The following is a 15,822-nucleotide window of genomic DNA, read 5'->3' on the forward strand; positions in this document are numbered from 1 at the left end:
CGATTCACTAACAACTTCGCACACGAGGAGGACCGAGCATGCAAGGACGACAAGGACAGGGAGGGGAGTCATGGGAGAAGCTGGCCAGTAAGAAAATGGCGGCTCTCAATGGTACCGGCAAGGTACCAGCCATCCCCCAACGTCCTCCCGGCATGGTACGTGTAAACCAACCCCCACCAACGCCGCGAGTCGGGCGGCCCAAACGCGAAACGCCACAACCGAAAACCTTTCGCAAGGCTGTTTTTGTTGTCGCGGCGATTCTGTTAGTCTGTGCTATATTTGGCTTCTTTGTCGCAATGAACCTCTTCCAGGGAATTGCCGAGGGTTCCGGTCCTGCTGGCACAAATACGAGCTTCCTTTCGGCGCTTTCGACCAGGGACTACGCCCAGGCCTATCGCACGCTTGGGCCATCCATCACGATCCAACTCTCGGAGGGCGATTTTACCCACCAGGCTCAGGCAAGCGACAAATGCTATGGCGCCATTACTGATTACAAAGAGGTCGCTGGTAGCGCTACCAACGACGGGAATACTCAGAGCTACTCCTACACCATTAAACGTGAACATCTCCAACAGACCTATGAGCTAAAGTTCACCCTGGTGAAGGATCAGGATGGCACCTGGAAAATCTCGGACTATGGCAATGACCTGGGTCCCAAGGGCCTGAAAGATCTTCCTGCCTGTAAGAGCTAAAATCCTCTCGCTGTCTCTATATCTCTGAGACGCGCCAGCAGGGTTATATACATAGCTAGACCCGGCAAGAAGGCCGCGCAGAGCTGCAGCTCTGCGCGGCCTTCTTCTCATCCTCCGCTGCTTTTCCACGCACAACTATCTGCACTGAATAGGCGTAATAACTAGAGTGATGTGTAGCACAAAATTTTCCGTACCCATTATATGTAGACGCGTGCGCTTGCCCCCGAATGGGGGTTAGCAGCGTCGCCCCACTACCACGCGCCAACTGTGACCTACTCTTTGCCGGAAGGATAGAGAAATACATGCACATCTTACGCGCTCTACTCATGCGCCAACAGGTCCAGGCAGCCCTGATCTCACTTGAGACCCTGCAAAAGTTGCTGGCCTCCTTCGGCTACCCGATGGTCTTCCTCTTTGTCATGATTGAGAGTATCGGAATTCCCATTCCTGGGGAGACAATGCTCCTGCTTGGCTCCTTTTACGCCGCTATTGACCATCGCCTGAATATTGTATTTGTGATCGTTTGTGCCGCTATGGGGGCGATTGTGGGCGATAATATCGGCTTTGAAATTGGGCGCAAAGGTGGCCGTCCCTTTGTCGAGCGCTATGGGAAATATGTCTTCATCCGGCAGAAACACCTGGCGAAAGCCGAGCAGTTCTTTGAGCGTCATGGTGGCAAGACCGTCTTTTTGGGACGCTTTACCGCGATCTTACGTGCCTGGGCCGCCTTCCTGGCTGGCGTTAATCATATGCCCTGGCGCGCATTCCTCATCTATAACGCAACTGGCGGCATTCTCTGGGCAACTATCGTCGGCCTCGTCGGCTACTATGCGGGTCGCATCTTCCATGAAAACTTCGCCCAGGTCGAGCGCCTGGTGGGGACAGCAGGCTGGATTATCGCAGGCGTCGTGGTCCTGGGCGCTATTCTCGCCTACGTCATCACGCGTCTGCGCAAGTAGAACGCATCAACCTCCCCTTCATCAACGAAAGAAAACCATCACCAGGAGCCAGAGCACTAAAAGCAGCAGACTACTATAATAGATCCTTTGGGTGACTGCAACCTCATGTGTTGACGAGAAAGCGGTATGAACATATACTAAAAGTAAGTTTGTATCGTAGTTTTATTTACGTCTATAGGAAGCAATGAGGAAGCTGCTACTGTATAGTGGACTCCTGCTGGTGGTGATCATGGGAGTCTTGATCTACAACTATAACCGCCAGGTTAATACCACGCAGATCGCCTCCTGGCAGCCGGCGAAGATCCGCATCCCTGGTCTGCATATCGATGCGTCCGTTTTGGGAGTTGGCGCGACGCCCGATGGGAAGATGGATGCCCCTACCTCGCAGGCGCTCAACTCCCCCTACTGGACCAGCGTCTTCTGGTATGAGCTAGGTGCGGCTCCTGGACAGGCGGGGAACGCCATCATCGCCGGGCATGTGGACCGCGTGGGTGGCGATCCCGCCATCTTCTGGTCCCTCCACACGCTCACGCCTGGCGCACGCATCTACATCGATACGGGGGGAGAAACAACCCTGACCTATGTGGTGGACAACGTCAAAAGCTACTCAGCCAAAGAGCCCGGCAGTGAGGCTCAAAACGAGGTCTTTGGCTCCACTACTGAGCATCGCCTGAACTTGATTACCTGTAGCGGAGCCTGGACCGGCACTGGCTATGATCAACGCCTGGTCGTCTTTAGCCACCAGGTAGCACCATAGCGGAGACTACTCAAAGGCGTTGATACCCGTTAAGGCCTGGCCTATGATCAGGGTATGGATATCGTCGGTGCCCTCATAGGTAAAGACCGACTCCAGGTTATTCATATGGCGGCTGATCGGATATTCAAGCGTGATGCCGTTCGCGCCAAGAATGGAACGCGCCTCGCGCGCCGTCTCCAGGGCTTCGCGACAGTTGTTGCGCTTGGCGAGCGAGATCTGCACCGGGTGCAACAACTCCTCATCTTTCAAGCGTCCAAGCTGCAAGGTCAGGAGTTGCGCCTTGACCAGTTCCGTGGCCATCAGGGCCAGCTTGCGCTGTACCAGCTGGAAACTGGCAATGGGACGCTTAAACTGGACACGCGTCTTAGCATACTCCAGCGCCGTCTCAAAGCAGGCGCGAGCCGCGCCAGTCACGCCCCAGGAGATGCCAAAGCGGGCCTCATTGAGGCAGGAGAGGGGACCTCGCATGCCCTTCACATTGGGCAGCATATTGCTGGCAGGCACATGGCATTCCTCGAAATGCAGCTCAGACGTGACCGAGGCACGCAGAGAGAGCTTGTGATGAATATCGCTGGTCGTAAAGCCCGGTGTCCCCCGCTCAACCAGGAAGCCGCGAATACCATCTTCGGCGCGCGCCCAGACCACCGCCAAGTCCGCCACACCACCATTCGTAATCCACATCTTTGTGCCATTCAGGATATACTCATCTCCGTCCCGCCGCGCGCTGGTGCGCATGCCAGCGGCCTCGCTGCCAAAATCAGGCTCCGTCAGGCCAAAGCAGCCAATCACCTCGCCTCGCGCCATACGCGGCAGCCAGTGCTCTTTCTGCTCTTCTGACCCAAAAGCATAAATAGGATACATGGCCAGCGAGCCCTGCACAGAGACAAATGAACGCAGGCCGCTATCGCCAGCCTCAAGCTCCTGGCAGGCCAACCCATAGCACACCGCGCTCAAGCCAGCGCAACCATAGCCATCGAGGTGCATTCCCAGCAACCCCAGTTCAGCGATCTCTGGAATCAGTTCGCGTGGGAAGGTACCAGCCTCAAAATGCTGGTCAATAATGGGCAGCACACGCTCGCGTACAAACTTACGCACAGTATCGCGCACCATACGCTCTTCATCAGAGAGCAGGTGATCAATGTTATAGAGGTCAGTCGCGGATGGAATCTGGGCCAGTCGCTGAGCAGTTATCTGAGACATATGAATTCCTAATTCCCCTCTGTGGTCTTCTTCTCCGAAAACCCTGAGCGCTTGTCCCCGAGTGGGGGCGAAGCCCTAGATACGTAAGTGGCGCGCGCCCCCGAATGGGGGTTGGGTTTCGGAATAAGATCAGTATCCTGATGTTCATGCACCCTCCCCTTTGAGGGCACATTGCCTGTAGCTATTATATCGCAAAAGCAGGCGAGAAGGAGGGAGGGTAAAGGGTGTGGGTGGAAAACGTGGCATTGCCACGTTTTCCACCCACACCCTTTACCCTATATCGAACCTCATGGGGTGCTCTGCGTATATATGGAAGAGACCCAGAAATCACGCTCCTCAGAGCGACCAGTGTACAGCCGAAGACGCAGCACGATAAGGACATTGCATGTACGACCTGCCGACAAAACCCTTAAGAAATGATAGCCAGTGGCGACAAGCTGCACCGGGGCTGCCTATGACGCCCCAGCCTCCACGCCGTCCTAAGCGCTCCTCCTGTCTCTATGTCCTGCTCGGCACGGGTGGTTGTTTACTATTGCTGGTGTGCATCCTGGGAGGCGTACTGGCAGGCATTGCCCTTCTGCCATCGTTCACCTTCCATCCCGCGCCCCAGCAGCCCTCGTATACCCCTCCTTATGATGAAGCGAGTACCTTCGGCAGTACACCCAAAGACGCCGTCTATCGGGTCATGGGCAAGCCAACCCTGACCCCGGCTTTTATCAACCTCGTCCTCGCACGCAATGACTCGCCCGCCTCCGGCAAGGGGCAGGCACTCTATGATTATGGCGTGCAATACGGAGTTGACCCCGCCTACGCCCTGGCCTTCTTCTGGCAGGAGAGCCATTTTGGCAAGCTGGGAGTCGCCCAGGAGACCCACTCTCTGGGCAATATTCGCCAGCGCCCAAACGAGCCAGCCTATCAGGGCTATCGGCTCTATAAAACCTGGGAAGAGGGCTTCCAGGACTGGTATCACCTGATCGCCCAGACCTATGTCCAGGGATGGGGCCTGGTGACCATCGACCAGATTATCCCTACCTATGCCCCCAGGAAAGATAATAACGACGAGGCCTCCTACATCCTCACCGTCAAAGTCGCCGTCGACAAATGGCGCTCAGAAACCACCCTAAAGAAATAAAGGAGTAAAGGGATAGGGGCGTGGTTTGCGGGCGAGTGCCCGCAAACCACGCCCCTATCCCTTTACTCTGAGCGTCGCAGGCGCGAAGCTTACACTAACATTGGCGAGTCCCACAACGCCAAAAGGCGAAAATTGACCAGAAACCCGAAAGGATGTATCATAAAAGATCTAAACGGTCGAAACACAAAAGTAAAGACGACTAACTGCCGATTTCACATACATATAGATAGAAGATAAAAGAAAGTTCAGCGCGAAAGTTTGGCATAATGAAACCAACCTCTTTCTGGAATACACTTCCACAACCTATTATTGGCCTGGCGCCTATGGATGGCGTCACGGATGCCCCTTGTCGTACCATGCATGGCCTGCATGGCAGACCAGATATTGTCCTGACCGAATTTACCAATGTCGAGGGCCTCTGGAAGGGGAGCGACCGTATCTTCCGTGACTTCCTCTATACCCCTGCGGAGCGCCCGGCTATTGCCCAGATCTTTGGCTGCCGCCCCGAATACTTTTACCTTGCCGCGCACGTCGCGTGTGAACTCGGCTTCGATGGGGTGGACATCAATATGGGCTGTCCCGCGACCAAGATCGCTAATAAAGGCGGCGGGGCCGCGCTCATCCGCGTGCCTGATACCGCGAAGGCCATTATTCGGGCGACGCAGGCAGGTGTGCGCGACTGGGCCAATGGACAGACGCTCGAAGAACTGGGAATGGAACCTGAGCGCATCCAGCGCATTCGCCAGATGAACGAGGAGCGTGTGCGAATCTGGGGGGATAAGGCAGTTATTGAGCGGCGCCTCCTGCCGGTCTCAGTAAAGACCCGCCTGGGATACGACTCCATTACCATTACCGACTGGGTGAAAGATCTGCTGGAAATGGAACCCGCTAATATCTCCCTGCATGGGCGCACCCTCGCGCAACACTACAAAGGCGAAGCCAACTGGGACGCCATCGCCCAGGCGGCCGAGATCGTCCGGCAGACCGATACGCTCATCCTGGGCAATGGCGATATCCATAATCTCTATGATGCCGCTAAGCGTATTCGCGAGACAGGCGTGCATGGTGTGCTTATCGGGCGCGCGACCTATGGCAATCCCTGGCTCTTCCAGAATAAAGCTCAGATGAAAGAGGTCGTCAATAGTGACGTTGAGCCAACACCTGAGAATATTCCCAGCATTATGCCCTCGCGCGAAGAGCGACTACGAATGGCCCTGGAGCACGCGCGTGTGCATGCTCGTCTCAAGGGCGAGGATCATTTTGTTGAGCTACGCAAGCATATGGGATGGTACCTGGGCCATTTCGCGGGCGCCAAGCAGGTCCGCAATGAGCTGGTCAGAATCAACAGCCTGGCAGACGTTGAGGAGATTATTGAGCGTGCGCTTAAGCAAGAAGAACCCGCCGACACACCAGACAGCGATGAGGGCATCATGCAGGAAGAGCTGCGCGATCCCGAACTCGACCTCAGTTGCTCCCTCTAAACCGATGAAAAAGCAGAGCGAGGCCCTCGTTTCGGGAAACGAGGGCCTCGCTCTGCTTTTTCACATGCCACTTTTTTAGCAGAATTTGTTCATACTCTTTAATAGGGAGACAATCTCAGAAGATGTTTATTGACTCTCAATCATAGAAGAAACAAAAGGGTAAAAACAGTTAATCAAATGATAAAGCGACGACCAGTATCGGTGCAAAAAAATATCCTCTCCTAGGGAGAGAAGGCACCAGAGAGAGCCAGAGAGGATAGTTGGATTAGAGATATGATTGGTGTAGCCGCCTCTCTCAAGCGAGGTCGTCAACTACACCAGGACGACCTCGCTAAAATCACCTACCAGCTTCTGGATTTCGCGCAAGCGACGCTCAGCAATTTCCACATTTTCCAGGGCTTGCGCCAGGATACGAGCCTCTAGCGAAGGATATGACTCAGCAATTTCCGGGTCAATTGAACCGACAAGCTCCAAAGCCTTGTCTAGCTTGGTTTCCAGGGTTGCGGTTGACATAATCTGTTACCTCACATCATCGCAAAATATGTAACGTCTCGAATGTAAAGAATGTCTATCCAGTCGCTACGCTACTAGAAACTAGTAGGCTCTTGAGATCTGCTCCTTACTTCTAATTCCCCTTGCCACATTCCTTATGACGCCAGGTTTTAGTAAAGAGAGTAAAACCTCTTGTATCTACGTCTATATTACACTAGAAGCAAAAAATCCCAAAATAAAAGCCCCAAAATCCGCCCAACATTCCTATTGGCAGCCAATATGAAGCGACTGAAAGCGTACCCTCGCATGTTTGCCAGAGAATTACCTTTTCCAAACTCTATAACACACAAAGGGCTCAGGTTATTTCCAACTACGCAACCAGAATCTTCATATCCGAAAACCTGAGCGCGAAGCGCTAGTCACGCGAGTGACGTTGGATTTCGGAAGAAGATCAGAATAGGTTCTTTCAGGATCACTCGACCTGCCCGATCGACATATTTCACATTCTCACTCTATACCTATTATAAAGCAGGAAGACCAGTTTTCGCCTGAGAATTCGCTGAGAAAATATGTGACCACAGGGAGAGCCTGTAACAAAACAGCTCTCTGGCAAGTGTACATACACATAGGGAATACCTACCCAGAAATGGGAAGAGGACAGTGGCGAATGTGAAAAGGGTAGGTTTGATTTACCGAGCAGAGTTGTTACTGTAATGGTAACTGACATATCAGGAGGTTCCAATTTTTATGGCGAAAACATATGCAGAGCATCATGCTTCAGTAACAGTAGATGCACCTGTACACCAGGTTTACTCCTTATTCTCCCACTTTAACGACTTTCCTAAGTTTATGAGCTTTGTGAAAGAGGTTACCTATCGCGACAACCAGAATAGTCACTGGGTCGCCGATGTGGCGGGTAATCACGAGTGGGATGCGAAGAATGAAAATTGGATTGAGGACAGGCAGATCGGCTGGCACTCAACTCAGGGCCTCGACAACTTTGGCAAGGTAGTCTTTGAGCCTACCGGCACAAACCAGACGAAGGTCGATGTCTTCATCAACTATAACCCACCCGCCGGCATTGTAGGCGAAGTCGGTGAGAAGCTTGGCGTTGGGGGTCGCTTTGAGCAGAAACTCCAGAACGATCTCAACCACTTTGCCCAGATGGTGGAACAGGCTCCTCCAGGCTCACTTGATCCCAATTCGTCAAGCTACCTCTTCCATGAGGATAGCGCGGCCTCGAAAGGAAAAACCACCGGCAAACAGAACCAGACCATGGCCGATGAGCCGAATCTGAGCAGCCGTGAACCAGTTCTGGACCGTGATATCACTGGCATGTCCTCAACCACCGATACTCCACCGCTTCAGCGCAGAGACGATATTCCTCCCGAACATATATAGATGAAGAATAGCATCTCTACTAAAAGCGGCGACCCTTGCAAGGGTCGCCGCTTTTAGTAGAGATGCTATTCTATAAAAACTCAATCTTAAGTCTTAAATTGATAGATGTGTCATGACTCCTTTTTTGCCAGATCCAGGCATGCGGGTACCCCATAAATGACCTCAATGCTTCTCCCTCCCAGGCCAATTCCTCACGTTCCTGACGCCTACCATGACTCTTTATACCAGACAAGCGCAGCATTATGCTGCAACACAGAATGCATAAATACAATATTGCTGAGTCCGAATTTTCTAGAATCTTGAAAAAATTTACGCTTTAGGTATTGACATTCCAAATTGTATATGTTAATATCAAAGTGTTCCAAATGATTCGATTAGGAACACTTCCAGAGAGGAAAGATACTCTGGCACTTGGCTATAGGCCTTGCATAAGTAATCCGGAAGGAGGGCTTATGACTCTTCCATTGAAGAAACCAATTCGCGTGCTAGGGATGGTGTATCAAATTGACAGGTAGTGCCCGTAGAGGCGGGCTCGATGCATCGTCCTGAGTCCCACACCACTTGAAGAAAACAACTCGTTCATACGAGATAATGAAGTCTATCGGCTACTACAGCCGTACATGTGGTGAGGACCAACAGGAACACAAGCCTGGAAAGCCAATAATTCTTGGCCTACGTGGAATCAGGAAAAAGGTTGAAGAAGCACAGGAGTTGTGTAGAATAAGACAAAAATACGCTGGTAGCCGATTGAAACATGTGAGAACTGTCTCGGCTATCAGCGCTTTTTTATGCCTTAGAGAGAGATAGAGTTGGAGCGTGGGCAATTTCCCCACGCTCCAACTCTATCTCTCTCTAAGCCTTATGGCTGGACTGCGTACGCTTTTTGGTGATATACTCGACTGGTTAGCATGCAGCTTGGTCACCTTTTAACCTGAATAATCCAGCCAGCGACACGGGCATAAGAGAGAATATAGTATGCGAAGAACAAGTCCCTTCATAGAACGATTGGTGCAAGGTCCTATTCTCTGCGACGGCGGAATGGGAACCCAGCTCTATGCCCGAGGTATCTCCTATGAGCGATGCTTCGAGCAACTCAACCTCACCTCTCCCGAGCTGATTAAAACCATTCACCTGGAATATGTGGCCGCGGGGGCCGAAATCATCGAGACCAATACCTTTGGCGCGAATCGCTTTCGCCTGCGCGAGCATGGACTCGAAGAGCAGGTCCATGCCATCAACCGGGCTGGCGCCAAGATCGCACGCGAGGCGCGTGAACTGAGTGAGCAGCCCATCTTTCTCGCTGGCAATATTGGCCCCCTTGGCAGCCACCTGGCTCCTCTGGGAGATATTACGCCAGAAGAGGCCCGTAGCGCCTTTCAAGAGCAGGCGGCGGCCCTGCTAGAATCGGGCGTTGATCTCTTGATCATTGAGACCATCACCAACCTGGAGGAGATGCGTGAGGCGCTCTCAGCCATTCGTGGCATGACCGATCTGCCCATCGTGGCCTTGATGTCCTTCGATGAAGAGAATACGGTCTCAAGTGGTGAGGAGCCGCTCCTGGTGGCACAGACGATGCAGGGACTGGGGGCCGATGTCGTGGGCGTCAACTGCGCCCTGGGACCCGCTGGCACCTTTAGCGTCATAGAGGGCATGAGCACGGGGAGTCCAGAGCACTTTCTCCTGGCGGCCCAACCCAACGCGGGCCTGCCCAAACGTGTGGGCAATCGCTTCATCTACGGAGCATCGCCCGACTACTTCGCTGACTACGCGCGTCGCTTCCTTGAGATCGGGGTGAGCCTGCTCGGAGGCTGTTGTGGCACGACGCCTCAGCATATCGCTGCCATGCGTAAAGTTCTGGCCGAATACGCTCCCGAGTTGGGGACACGCGAGGTTACAGTCCCCAAACGCCAGCCTCGCCTTGAGACGATCTTTGAGCGCGATCCCGAAAGCTCCAGCGGCACCCAGACACACAGCACCTACCTCTCACAACGCCTCGCCACAGGACACTTCGTGGTGAGCGCCGAGATGCGTCCCCCACGCAGCGTCAAGTTTACGCGCTTCCTGCAAAATGCTGAGTACCTGCGCGACATTGGCGTGGATACCATCAATATTACCGATAACGCCATGGCCCGTGTACGTATGAGTAACGTCGCCGCAGCCCGCCTGATTCAGCAGCAGGTTGGCGTGGAGACTATCGTACATTTTACGCCGCGCGACCGCAATCTGATGGCGGTCCAGAGCGATCTGATTGGCGCCCACGCCACCGATATTCGCAATATCCTGGCTGTGACCGGTGATCCCCTACCCACGGCGATTTTCCCAACGCCACGGGCATCTGGGATGTCGATAGCATTGGTCTGCTTGCCATCTTGAATAATCTCAATCAGGGCCTTGATGGGCGCGGGCGCAAGTTGGGAACGCCCGGTTCCTTCTGTATAGGCTGCGCGGCCACCCCTCCCGCGACCGATATCGCGCTCGACTTGGAGCGCTTACATCGCAAGATCGAGGCAGGCGCACAGTTTATCATGACCCAGCCCGTCTATGATCCTGAGACGCTCATCAGCTACTTTGAGCGCTACAAGCAGGAGTATGGTCCGCTCACCATTCCCATCCTGGTTGGCCTGCAACCGCTTCACTCCTACCAGCAGGCCGAGAAGTTCCATAATGAGGTGCCCGGCATCGTCATTCCCGAGGCTGTCCGTGAGCGCCTGCGCCTGGCGGGCGACCAGGCCTGCGATACGGGATTGGAGATTATTAAAGAGCTCTTCGATGCCATCTTGCCTTATATCCAGGGTACCTATATCATGCCCCTGGACCGCTACGATCTCGTGGGCGAGCTTCTCCCCTATATTCGCCAGCAGACCGTGGATCGCGGCAGCGAAAATATTGTTGGATTATAGCGGTAGTGGGTGCTGGCGGCCTTAGGCCACCAGCACCCACTACCGCTATAATCCAACAAGCTACTCTTCGCCCAGAGAGAGGACCGCCATGAAGGCCTCCTGGGGAATCTCTACGCTTCCCACCATCTTCATGCGACGCTTGCCCTCTTTCTGCTTCTCCAGCAGCTTGCGCTTACGCGAAATGTCACCACCGTAACATTTCGCCAGCACGTCCTTACGCATGGCTTTGACGGTCTCGCGCGCGACGACGCGTGAACCGATGGCCGCCTGAATGGGGACCTCGAACATCTGGCGTGGAATCAGGCTGCGCAACTTCTCGACCAGCGCTCGCCCTTGATAATACGCCTTCTCGCGATGCAAAATGAGCGAGAGCGCATCCACAGCGACAGCATTGACCAGGATATCCAGCTTGATCAGGTCCGATGGCTGGTAGTCGGCATAGGCATAATCCAGCGAGGCATAGCCCTGCGTGCGTGACTTAAGCTGGTCATAAAAGTCGATGATCAGCTCGGCCAGGGGCAGGCTATAGGTCAGGAGCACGCGTTCGGCCTCAATATACTTGAGCTCTTTATACACACCACGCTTGCTATTGACCAGGTCCATAATAGTGCCGATATAGCGCGAGGGCGTGAAAATAGAGACATCCATCCATGGCTCTTCGATCTGCTCGATATCGCCGAACGAGGGCATATCGGATGGATTATCAACCTCAATGATCTCACCGCCCGTCTTCGTGACGCGGTAGGCTACGCTTGGGGCGGTCGCCAGAATATCCAGGTTATACTCACGCTCCAGGCGCTCCTGAATGATCTCCATATGCAGCAGGCCCAGGAAGCCACAGCGGAAGCCAAAGCCCAGCGCGCTTGAGGTCTCAGGCTCATACTGGAGCGCCGCGTCATTGATTTTCAGGCGATCCAGGGCCTCACGCAGTAAGGGGTAGTCATTGCCTTCAACGGGATAGATACCCGCGAAGACCATGGATTTGGCTGGTTGGTAACCCGCCAACGCCTCAACCTTGCCCGCGTAGGCCGGGAAGATGACCGTATCACCCACACGACAATCCGTCACCTTTTTAAAGCCGGTCGCGATATATCCGACCTCGCCCGTGGTCAGCTCACCTGCGGAAGTCAGGCGTGGATGAAAGTAGCCAGCTTCGAGGATATCGGTGTTGCTGCCGGTCGCCATCATCGTCACGCGCTCCCCAGCATGCAGCGCCCCATCTACGACGCGTACATAGGCAATCACGCCCTTGTAGGCATCATAATGCGAGTCAAAGACCAGGGCGCGCAGCGGGGCTTCGGGATCACCCTTGGGGCGCGGTACATGCTTAATGACAGCCTCCAGGATATCCTGCGTCCCGATGCCCTCTTTGGCCGAGGCCAGAATGCACTCTTCCTTGGGCAGGCCGATGACATCCTCGACCTCTTGCATCACCTTCTCAGGCTCCGCGCTGGGGAGGTCGATCTTATTGATCACGGGGATAATGGCCAGGTCGGCCTCTAACGCGAGATAGAGGTTCGCCAGCGTCTGAGCCTCGATGCCCTGAGTTGCGTCAATCACGAGCAGGGCACCTTCACAGGCGGCCAAGCTACGCGAAACCTCGTAAGCGAAGTCAACGTGTCCAGGAGTGTCAATCAGGTTCAGCTCATACTCCTCACCATCCTGCTGAGAGGTATAGCGCATACGCACGGCCTGAGCCTTAATCGTAATGCCCTTCTCGCGCTCCAGCTCCATCTGGTCGAGCGTCTGCGCCATCAACTCGCGCTTGGTCACGGTGCCTGTGAACTCTAGTAGGCGATCAGCAAGCGTGGACTTGCCATGATCGATATGCGCAATAATACAAAAATTGCGAATATGTGCTTGATCGGTCATTCGATAATCCCTCCACCCAAGACCTCATCACCATCCTCGCCTCCGTAAAGCACGGCGGCCTGGCCTGGAGTGATTGCGCGCTGTGGGTGTACAAGTTGTACTCGCGCCCGTTGCCCTTCAAGAGGCGTGACTAACGCGGGTTGTTCGGGGGCCTTATAGCGTACGCGTACCAGAGCCTCAAAAGGGGCCGTAGGCACGTCGCCAGTGGTGTAATGCATCTTGCCGATGGTAAACTCCTGCTGATCCAGAGCGGTGGCAGGACCTACAATCAGCGCGTTCTGGTCAGCGTCCAGCTTGAGCACATGCAACGGAGCAGGTGATGTCAAGCCCAGCCCCTTGCGCTGACCGATAGTATAGTAAGCCAGGCCGCGATGGCGTCCCAGGAGCTTTCCCTGCTGATCATAGATGGGGCCCGGACGCGGTATCGTGATCAGTGGCTGCGCAGCCGTGGCGGCAGCGGTCACACCAGCAGGCATCAAGGCATCATCTTCCTGCTTGCTTGCCGCATAGCGATCAATAAAACCGCGGTAGTCATTCTGCGCCACAAAGCAGATCTCCTGGCTCTCAGCCTTGGTTGCCACGTTCATACCACGCTCAGCCGCCATGGCCCGCACCTGGGGCTTGGTATAGCCTCCCAGGGGGAAGCAGGCGTGACCGAGCTGGTGCTGGTTGAGCACATGCAACACATACGACTGATCTTTGTCGGGATCGAGGCCACGGCGCAGGCGACGCCTCCCCGTCTGGGGATGATCATCCACGCGCACATAGTGACCTGTCGCCAGGTAGTCGGCCTCCAGCGCCAGGGCCTTATTGAGCAATACTGTGAAACGAATATGCCGGTTACAAGTCAGGCACGGGTTGGGCGTCCGACCAGCAACATAATCTTCATAAAAGGAGTCAACAATGCGCTCTTTAAATTCCTGCTCGACATTCACCAGGTAAAAAGGAATATCCAGCATGCGCGCGACGCGACGCGCGTCATCCACTGACTCCAGCGAACAACACTTGTTCTGTACCACGCGCTCAACGCCATCGTCCTCTGCCTCAATCACCCCTGGCTCTGACCAGAGGCGCAGCATCATACCGATGACTTCATGTCCTTGTTCTTTCAGCAATGCAGCGGCGACCGAGCTATCTACGCCGCCGCTCATAGCGACGACTATCCGAGCCATAATATAATACCTTGCCTAGTTGTAGTTGTAGTTGACTAACATGACGACCGCGGTCGCAGCAAGCGTAGAGAGTGGAACGAGATACGACCGATAATAGCAAAAAGACTAGCCAGATGGGGGGCTAGCCTATGATTCTGAGCAGGCATTGCCTGTTCTTGCTTTCAATCCCTCAGTTCCAGTCCCTCAGACGAGTATACGCCTCTTCAGACCTTTACTGCCAACATCTAGGGTAGCATAGTAGAGACAAGTTGTCAAACAGCGCAAGGCCAGCGCAAGGCCATCCAATTCTCTTTCAAACCTTGCCTCGGCTCACGGCGCGAGGAAGGAGAGACACATAGACTGGATGAATTCCCTTTGCCTGTCGATGATACATAGAGAAGATTGCTGACGGCGCTGCTAAAGCACGCGCCTACATATAATAGTACGACATTCTCGTAGTATCATATGTAGACGCGTGCTTTAGCAGCGTCAGACCTTCTAATAATTTCGGCTGATAACCAGGGCGCTAATGTCGTCTTGTTTGGCGCGAAGCACACCCTGATGCTCCTGGAGGGAGAACTCAAGCGCGCGCTGCACCAGTTTCTTCGCGGCAGTTGTACGCGCAGACGAGCGCATGATAGCAGCGATCTCGATATCGGTCAGGTTATCATGAACGCCATCGGTACAGAGCAAGGCGCGATCACCTGGCTCAAACGCCAGTTCAGCCAGGTGGACGACAGGTTCAACCTGGTCGCCCAGCGCTTGCGTGATACCGTTACGGCGCTCAAAGTAAGCGCGCTCTAACTGGCTCAGTTGCGAGGCGTCACTCGCCTGGTCAATACGCCAGGCATCTTCAAGCGTCAGCATCTCACGTGCTACTAACAGCGAGAAGAAGCCATCATCATCGGTCAACCGATGAAAATCGCCGTTGGCCTTGAGCAGGTAGATGCGACTATCGCCAACGTGCGCGCAGAGCAAACGACACTCGGAGCTACTGGGTTGATAGTCAAGGGCGGCCAGGGCAATAGTGGTGCAGGGACGCAGGGGCGTACCATCTTCTTTTGTGCGGCGCGTGCTCTCCGCGCAGAGCCGATGATGGGCTTGCAAGATAACATACTCTAAAAGCAACAGCAGATCGATGTTTGAAGCGTCGCTCTCTTCATCGTTGGTCGAGACCTGGCGTGCTGACAGTACTTTTTTCCAGTGAGAGCGAACTGTTTGTGAGGCCACAAGTGAACCAATATACCCATCTTCGCCACCCACCCCATCAAAGACGGCACCTAAGCTCGTCCGGGGCAGGGACAGGATACGGTCCTCATTTTGATCTGGGCGAGTCGCCTTCGCGAGCGAATACCGGGCAAAGGTCAGGGGTGGGGGAGTCTTGCGCGAACGCGGCACGAGAGTTGGAGTCACAGTGACAGGAGAATGAACTCGACGAGAAAGGGATGCAGGTTTTTGCGCGTTTTTTAACATAGCTTTTAGATTCCTTATAGAGTAATAGACCAGGCCACAAATAAACATTTACTAGCAATTATAACCAGAGCGACCAGCAAAGAGCAAGAAGGGAAGGGTAAGGTGGTAAGGTGTATCAGGTGGCAAACTAGCGGAGCCACCTGATACACCTTACCCTACATACCTACTCGACTGATATCCTGGATTCGTGTATAATGGCACCAATGCCAGCAACGTGCATCGAAGAACGCCATTATCATTGCTATTCTTCTATCAGATCTTCTACACAACGCTGGTGAGCAGAAGAGCATCTTTACACCATTTTGACCGAAT

At 54.1% G+C, this 15,822-nt stretch carries 13 protein-coding genes; 8 read left to right on the plus strand and 5 right to left on the minus strand.

The window, feature by feature from the left end:
• Positions 1–38: 38 nt before the first annotated feature.
• The 3 genes from JMJ04_RS03805 to JMJ04_RS03815 all read left to right on the plus strand — a co-directional run bounded on the left by JMJ04_RS03805 (position 39) and on the right by JMJ04_RS03815 (position 2,408).
• Positions 39–692 carry a hypothetical protein gene (locus JMJ04_RS03805; protein ID WP_201369226.1) on the plus strand — a complete coding sequence of 218 codons (654 nt, stop codon included), beginning with the start codon at positions 39–41 and terminating at the stop codon, positions 690–692.
• 302 nt (positions 693–994) lie between these two features.
• Positions 995–1,651: a DedA family protein gene (locus JMJ04_RS03810; protein ID WP_201369227.1), complete on the plus strand. Its 657-nt coding sequence runs from the start codon at positions 995–997 to the stop codon at positions 1,649–1,651.
• Positions 1,652–1,835: 184 nt separating this feature from the next.
• A complete protein-coding gene (locus tag JMJ04_RS03815; RefSeq protein WP_201369228.1) occupies positions 1,836–2,408 on the plus strand; it encodes a class F sortase in 573 nt (190 codons plus the stop codon).
• A 6-nt stretch (positions 2,409–2,414) separates the two neighbouring features.
• Here JMJ04_RS03815 and JMJ04_RS03820 read toward each other — a convergent pair whose 3' ends face one another.
• Positions 2,415–3,608 (minus strand): acyl-CoA dehydrogenase family protein, encoded by a 1,194-nt coding sequence (locus JMJ04_RS03820; RefSeq protein ID WP_201369229.1) that lies wholly within the window; start codon positions 3,606–3,608, stop codon positions 2,415–2,417.
• Positions 3,609–3,993: 385 nt separating this feature from the next.
• On the opposite strand from JMJ04_RS03820, the gene JMJ04_RS03825 reads away from it, so the two are divergent.
• Both JMJ04_RS03825 and JMJ04_RS03830 read left to right on the plus strand, forming a co-directional pair.
• Entirely contained in the window at positions 3,994–4,740 is a 747-nt protein-coding gene (locus JMJ04_RS03825) for a glucosaminidase domain-containing protein (protein ID WP_201369230.1), read from the plus strand.
• Positions 4,741–5,006: 266 nt separating this feature from the next.
• The gene (locus tag JMJ04_RS03830; RefSeq protein ID WP_201369231.1) at positions 5,007–6,221 is read left to right on the plus strand and encodes a tRNA dihydrouridine synthase; all 1,215 of its coding nucleotides are present in this window, start codon (positions 5,007–5,009) and stop codon (positions 6,219–6,221) included.
• Between the two features lie 312 nt (positions 6,222–6,533).
• Here JMJ04_RS03830 and JMJ04_RS03835 read toward each other — a convergent pair whose 3' ends face one another.
• A complete protein-coding gene (locus JMJ04_RS03835) occupies positions 6,534–6,734 on the minus strand; it encodes a hypothetical protein (RefSeq protein WP_007910948.1) in 201 nt (66 codons plus the stop codon).
• Positions 6,735–7,460: 726 nt separating this feature from the next.
• Between JMJ04_RS03835 and JMJ04_RS03840 the strand changes: the two genes are divergently transcribed.
• The 3 genes from JMJ04_RS03840 (at position 7,461) to JMJ04_RS47930 (ending at position 11,014) form a co-directional block, all read left to right on the plus strand.
• On the plus strand, positions 7,461–8,114 hold the full coding sequence (locus tag JMJ04_RS03840) for an SRPBCC family protein (RefSeq protein WP_201369232.1): 654 nt from the start codon (positions 7,461–7,463) through the stop codon (positions 8,112–8,114).
• Between the two features lie 975 nt (positions 8,115–9,089).
• Positions 9,090–10,487 (plus strand): bifunctional homocysteine S-methyltransferase/methylenetetrahydrofolate reductase, encoded by a 1,398-nt coding sequence (locus JMJ04_RS03845; protein ID WP_201369233.1) that lies wholly within the window; start codon positions 9,090–9,092, stop codon positions 10,485–10,487.
• Positions 10,484–11,014, plus strand: coding sequence for a methylenetetrahydrofolate reductase (locus JMJ04_RS47930; protein ID WP_201369234.1), 531 nt, complete (start codon positions 10,484–10,486; stop codon positions 11,012–11,014). Before JMJ04_RS03845 ends, JMJ04_RS47930 begins: the two co-directional genes overlap by 4 nt.
• Before the next feature lie 60 nt (positions 11,015–11,074).
• On the opposite strand, the gene lepA is transcribed toward JMJ04_RS47930, so the two are convergent.
• The 3 genes from lepA to JMJ04_RS03865 form a co-directional block, all read right to left on the minus strand.
• Positions 11,075–12,886 (minus strand): translation elongation factor 4, encoded by a 1,812-nt coding sequence (gene lepA / locus JMJ04_RS03855; RefSeq protein ID WP_201369235.1) that lies wholly within the window; start codon positions 12,884–12,886, stop codon positions 11,075–11,077.
• Positions 12,883–14,058 carry a tRNA 2-thiouridine(34) synthase MnmA gene (gene mnmA / locus JMJ04_RS03860; protein WP_201369236.1) on the minus strand — a complete coding sequence of 392 codons (1,176 nt, stop codon included), beginning with the start codon at positions 14,056–14,058 and terminating at the stop codon, positions 12,883–12,885. Before mnmA ends, lepA begins: the two co-directional genes overlap by 4 nt.
• A 477-nt stretch (positions 14,059–14,535) precedes the next feature.
• On the minus strand, positions 14,536–15,510 hold the full coding sequence (locus JMJ04_RS03865) for a PP2C family protein-serine/threonine phosphatase (RefSeq protein ID WP_201369237.1): 975 nt from the start codon (positions 15,508–15,510) through the stop codon (positions 14,536–14,538).
• Positions 15,511–15,822 lie beyond the last annotated feature (312 nt).

Origin of the sequence: Ktedonobacter robiniae, assembly GCF_016587375.1 — a bacterium.
In the GTDB taxonomy this organism is placed as follows: Bacteria; Chloroflexota; Ktedonobacteria; order Ktedonobacterales; family Ktedonobacteraceae; genus Ktedonobacter; species Ktedonobacter robiniae.

Bases quoted from the DNA above. Each gene is read 5' to 3' on its own strand.
- JMJ04_RS03845 (WP_201369233.1), top strand. From the start codon at position 9,090: ATGCGAAGAACAAGTCCCTTCATAGAACGATTGGTGCAAGGTCCTATT.
- JMJ04_RS03815 (WP_201369228.1), top strand. From the start codon at position 1,836: ATGAGGAAGCTGCTACTGTATAGTGGACTCCTGCTGGTGGTGATCATG.
- JMJ04_RS03820 (WP_201369229.1), bottom strand. From the start codon at position 3,608: ATGTCTCAGATAACTGCTCAGCGACTGGCCCAGATTCCATCCGCGACT.
- JMJ04_RS03810 (WP_201369227.1), top strand. From the start codon at position 995: ATGCACATCTTACGCGCTCTACTCATGCGCCAACAGGTCCAGGCAGCC.
- JMJ04_RS03835 (WP_007910948.1), bottom strand. From the start codon at position 6,734: ATGTCAACCGCAACCCTGGAAACCAAGCTAGACAAGGCTTTGGAGCTT.
- JMJ04_RS03825 (WP_201369230.1), top strand. From the start codon at position 3,994: ATGTACGACCTGCCGACAAAACCCTTAAGAAATGATAGCCAGTGGCGA.
- JMJ04_RS03830 (WP_201369231.1), top strand. From the start codon at position 5,007: ATGAAACCAACCTCTTTCTGGAATACACTTCCACAACCTATTATTGGC.
- JMJ04_RS03865 (WP_201369237.1), bottom strand. From the start codon at position 15,510: ATGTTAAAAAACGCGCAAAAACCTGCATCCCTTTCTCGTCGAGTTCAT.
- lepA (WP_201369235.1), bottom strand. From the start codon at position 12,886: ATGACCGATCAAGCACATATTCGCAATTTTTGTATTATTGCGCATATC.
- JMJ04_RS03805 (WP_201369226.1), top strand. From the start codon at position 39: ATGCAAGGACGACAAGGACAGGGAGGGGAGTCATGGGAGAAGCTGGCC.
- mnmA (WP_201369236.1), bottom strand. From the start codon at position 14,058: ATGGCTCGGATAGTCGTCGCTATGAGCGGCGGCGTAGATAGCTCGGTC.
- JMJ04_RS03840 (WP_201369232.1), top strand. From the start codon at position 7,461: ATGGCGAAAACATATGCAGAGCATCATGCTTCAGTAACAGTAGATGCA.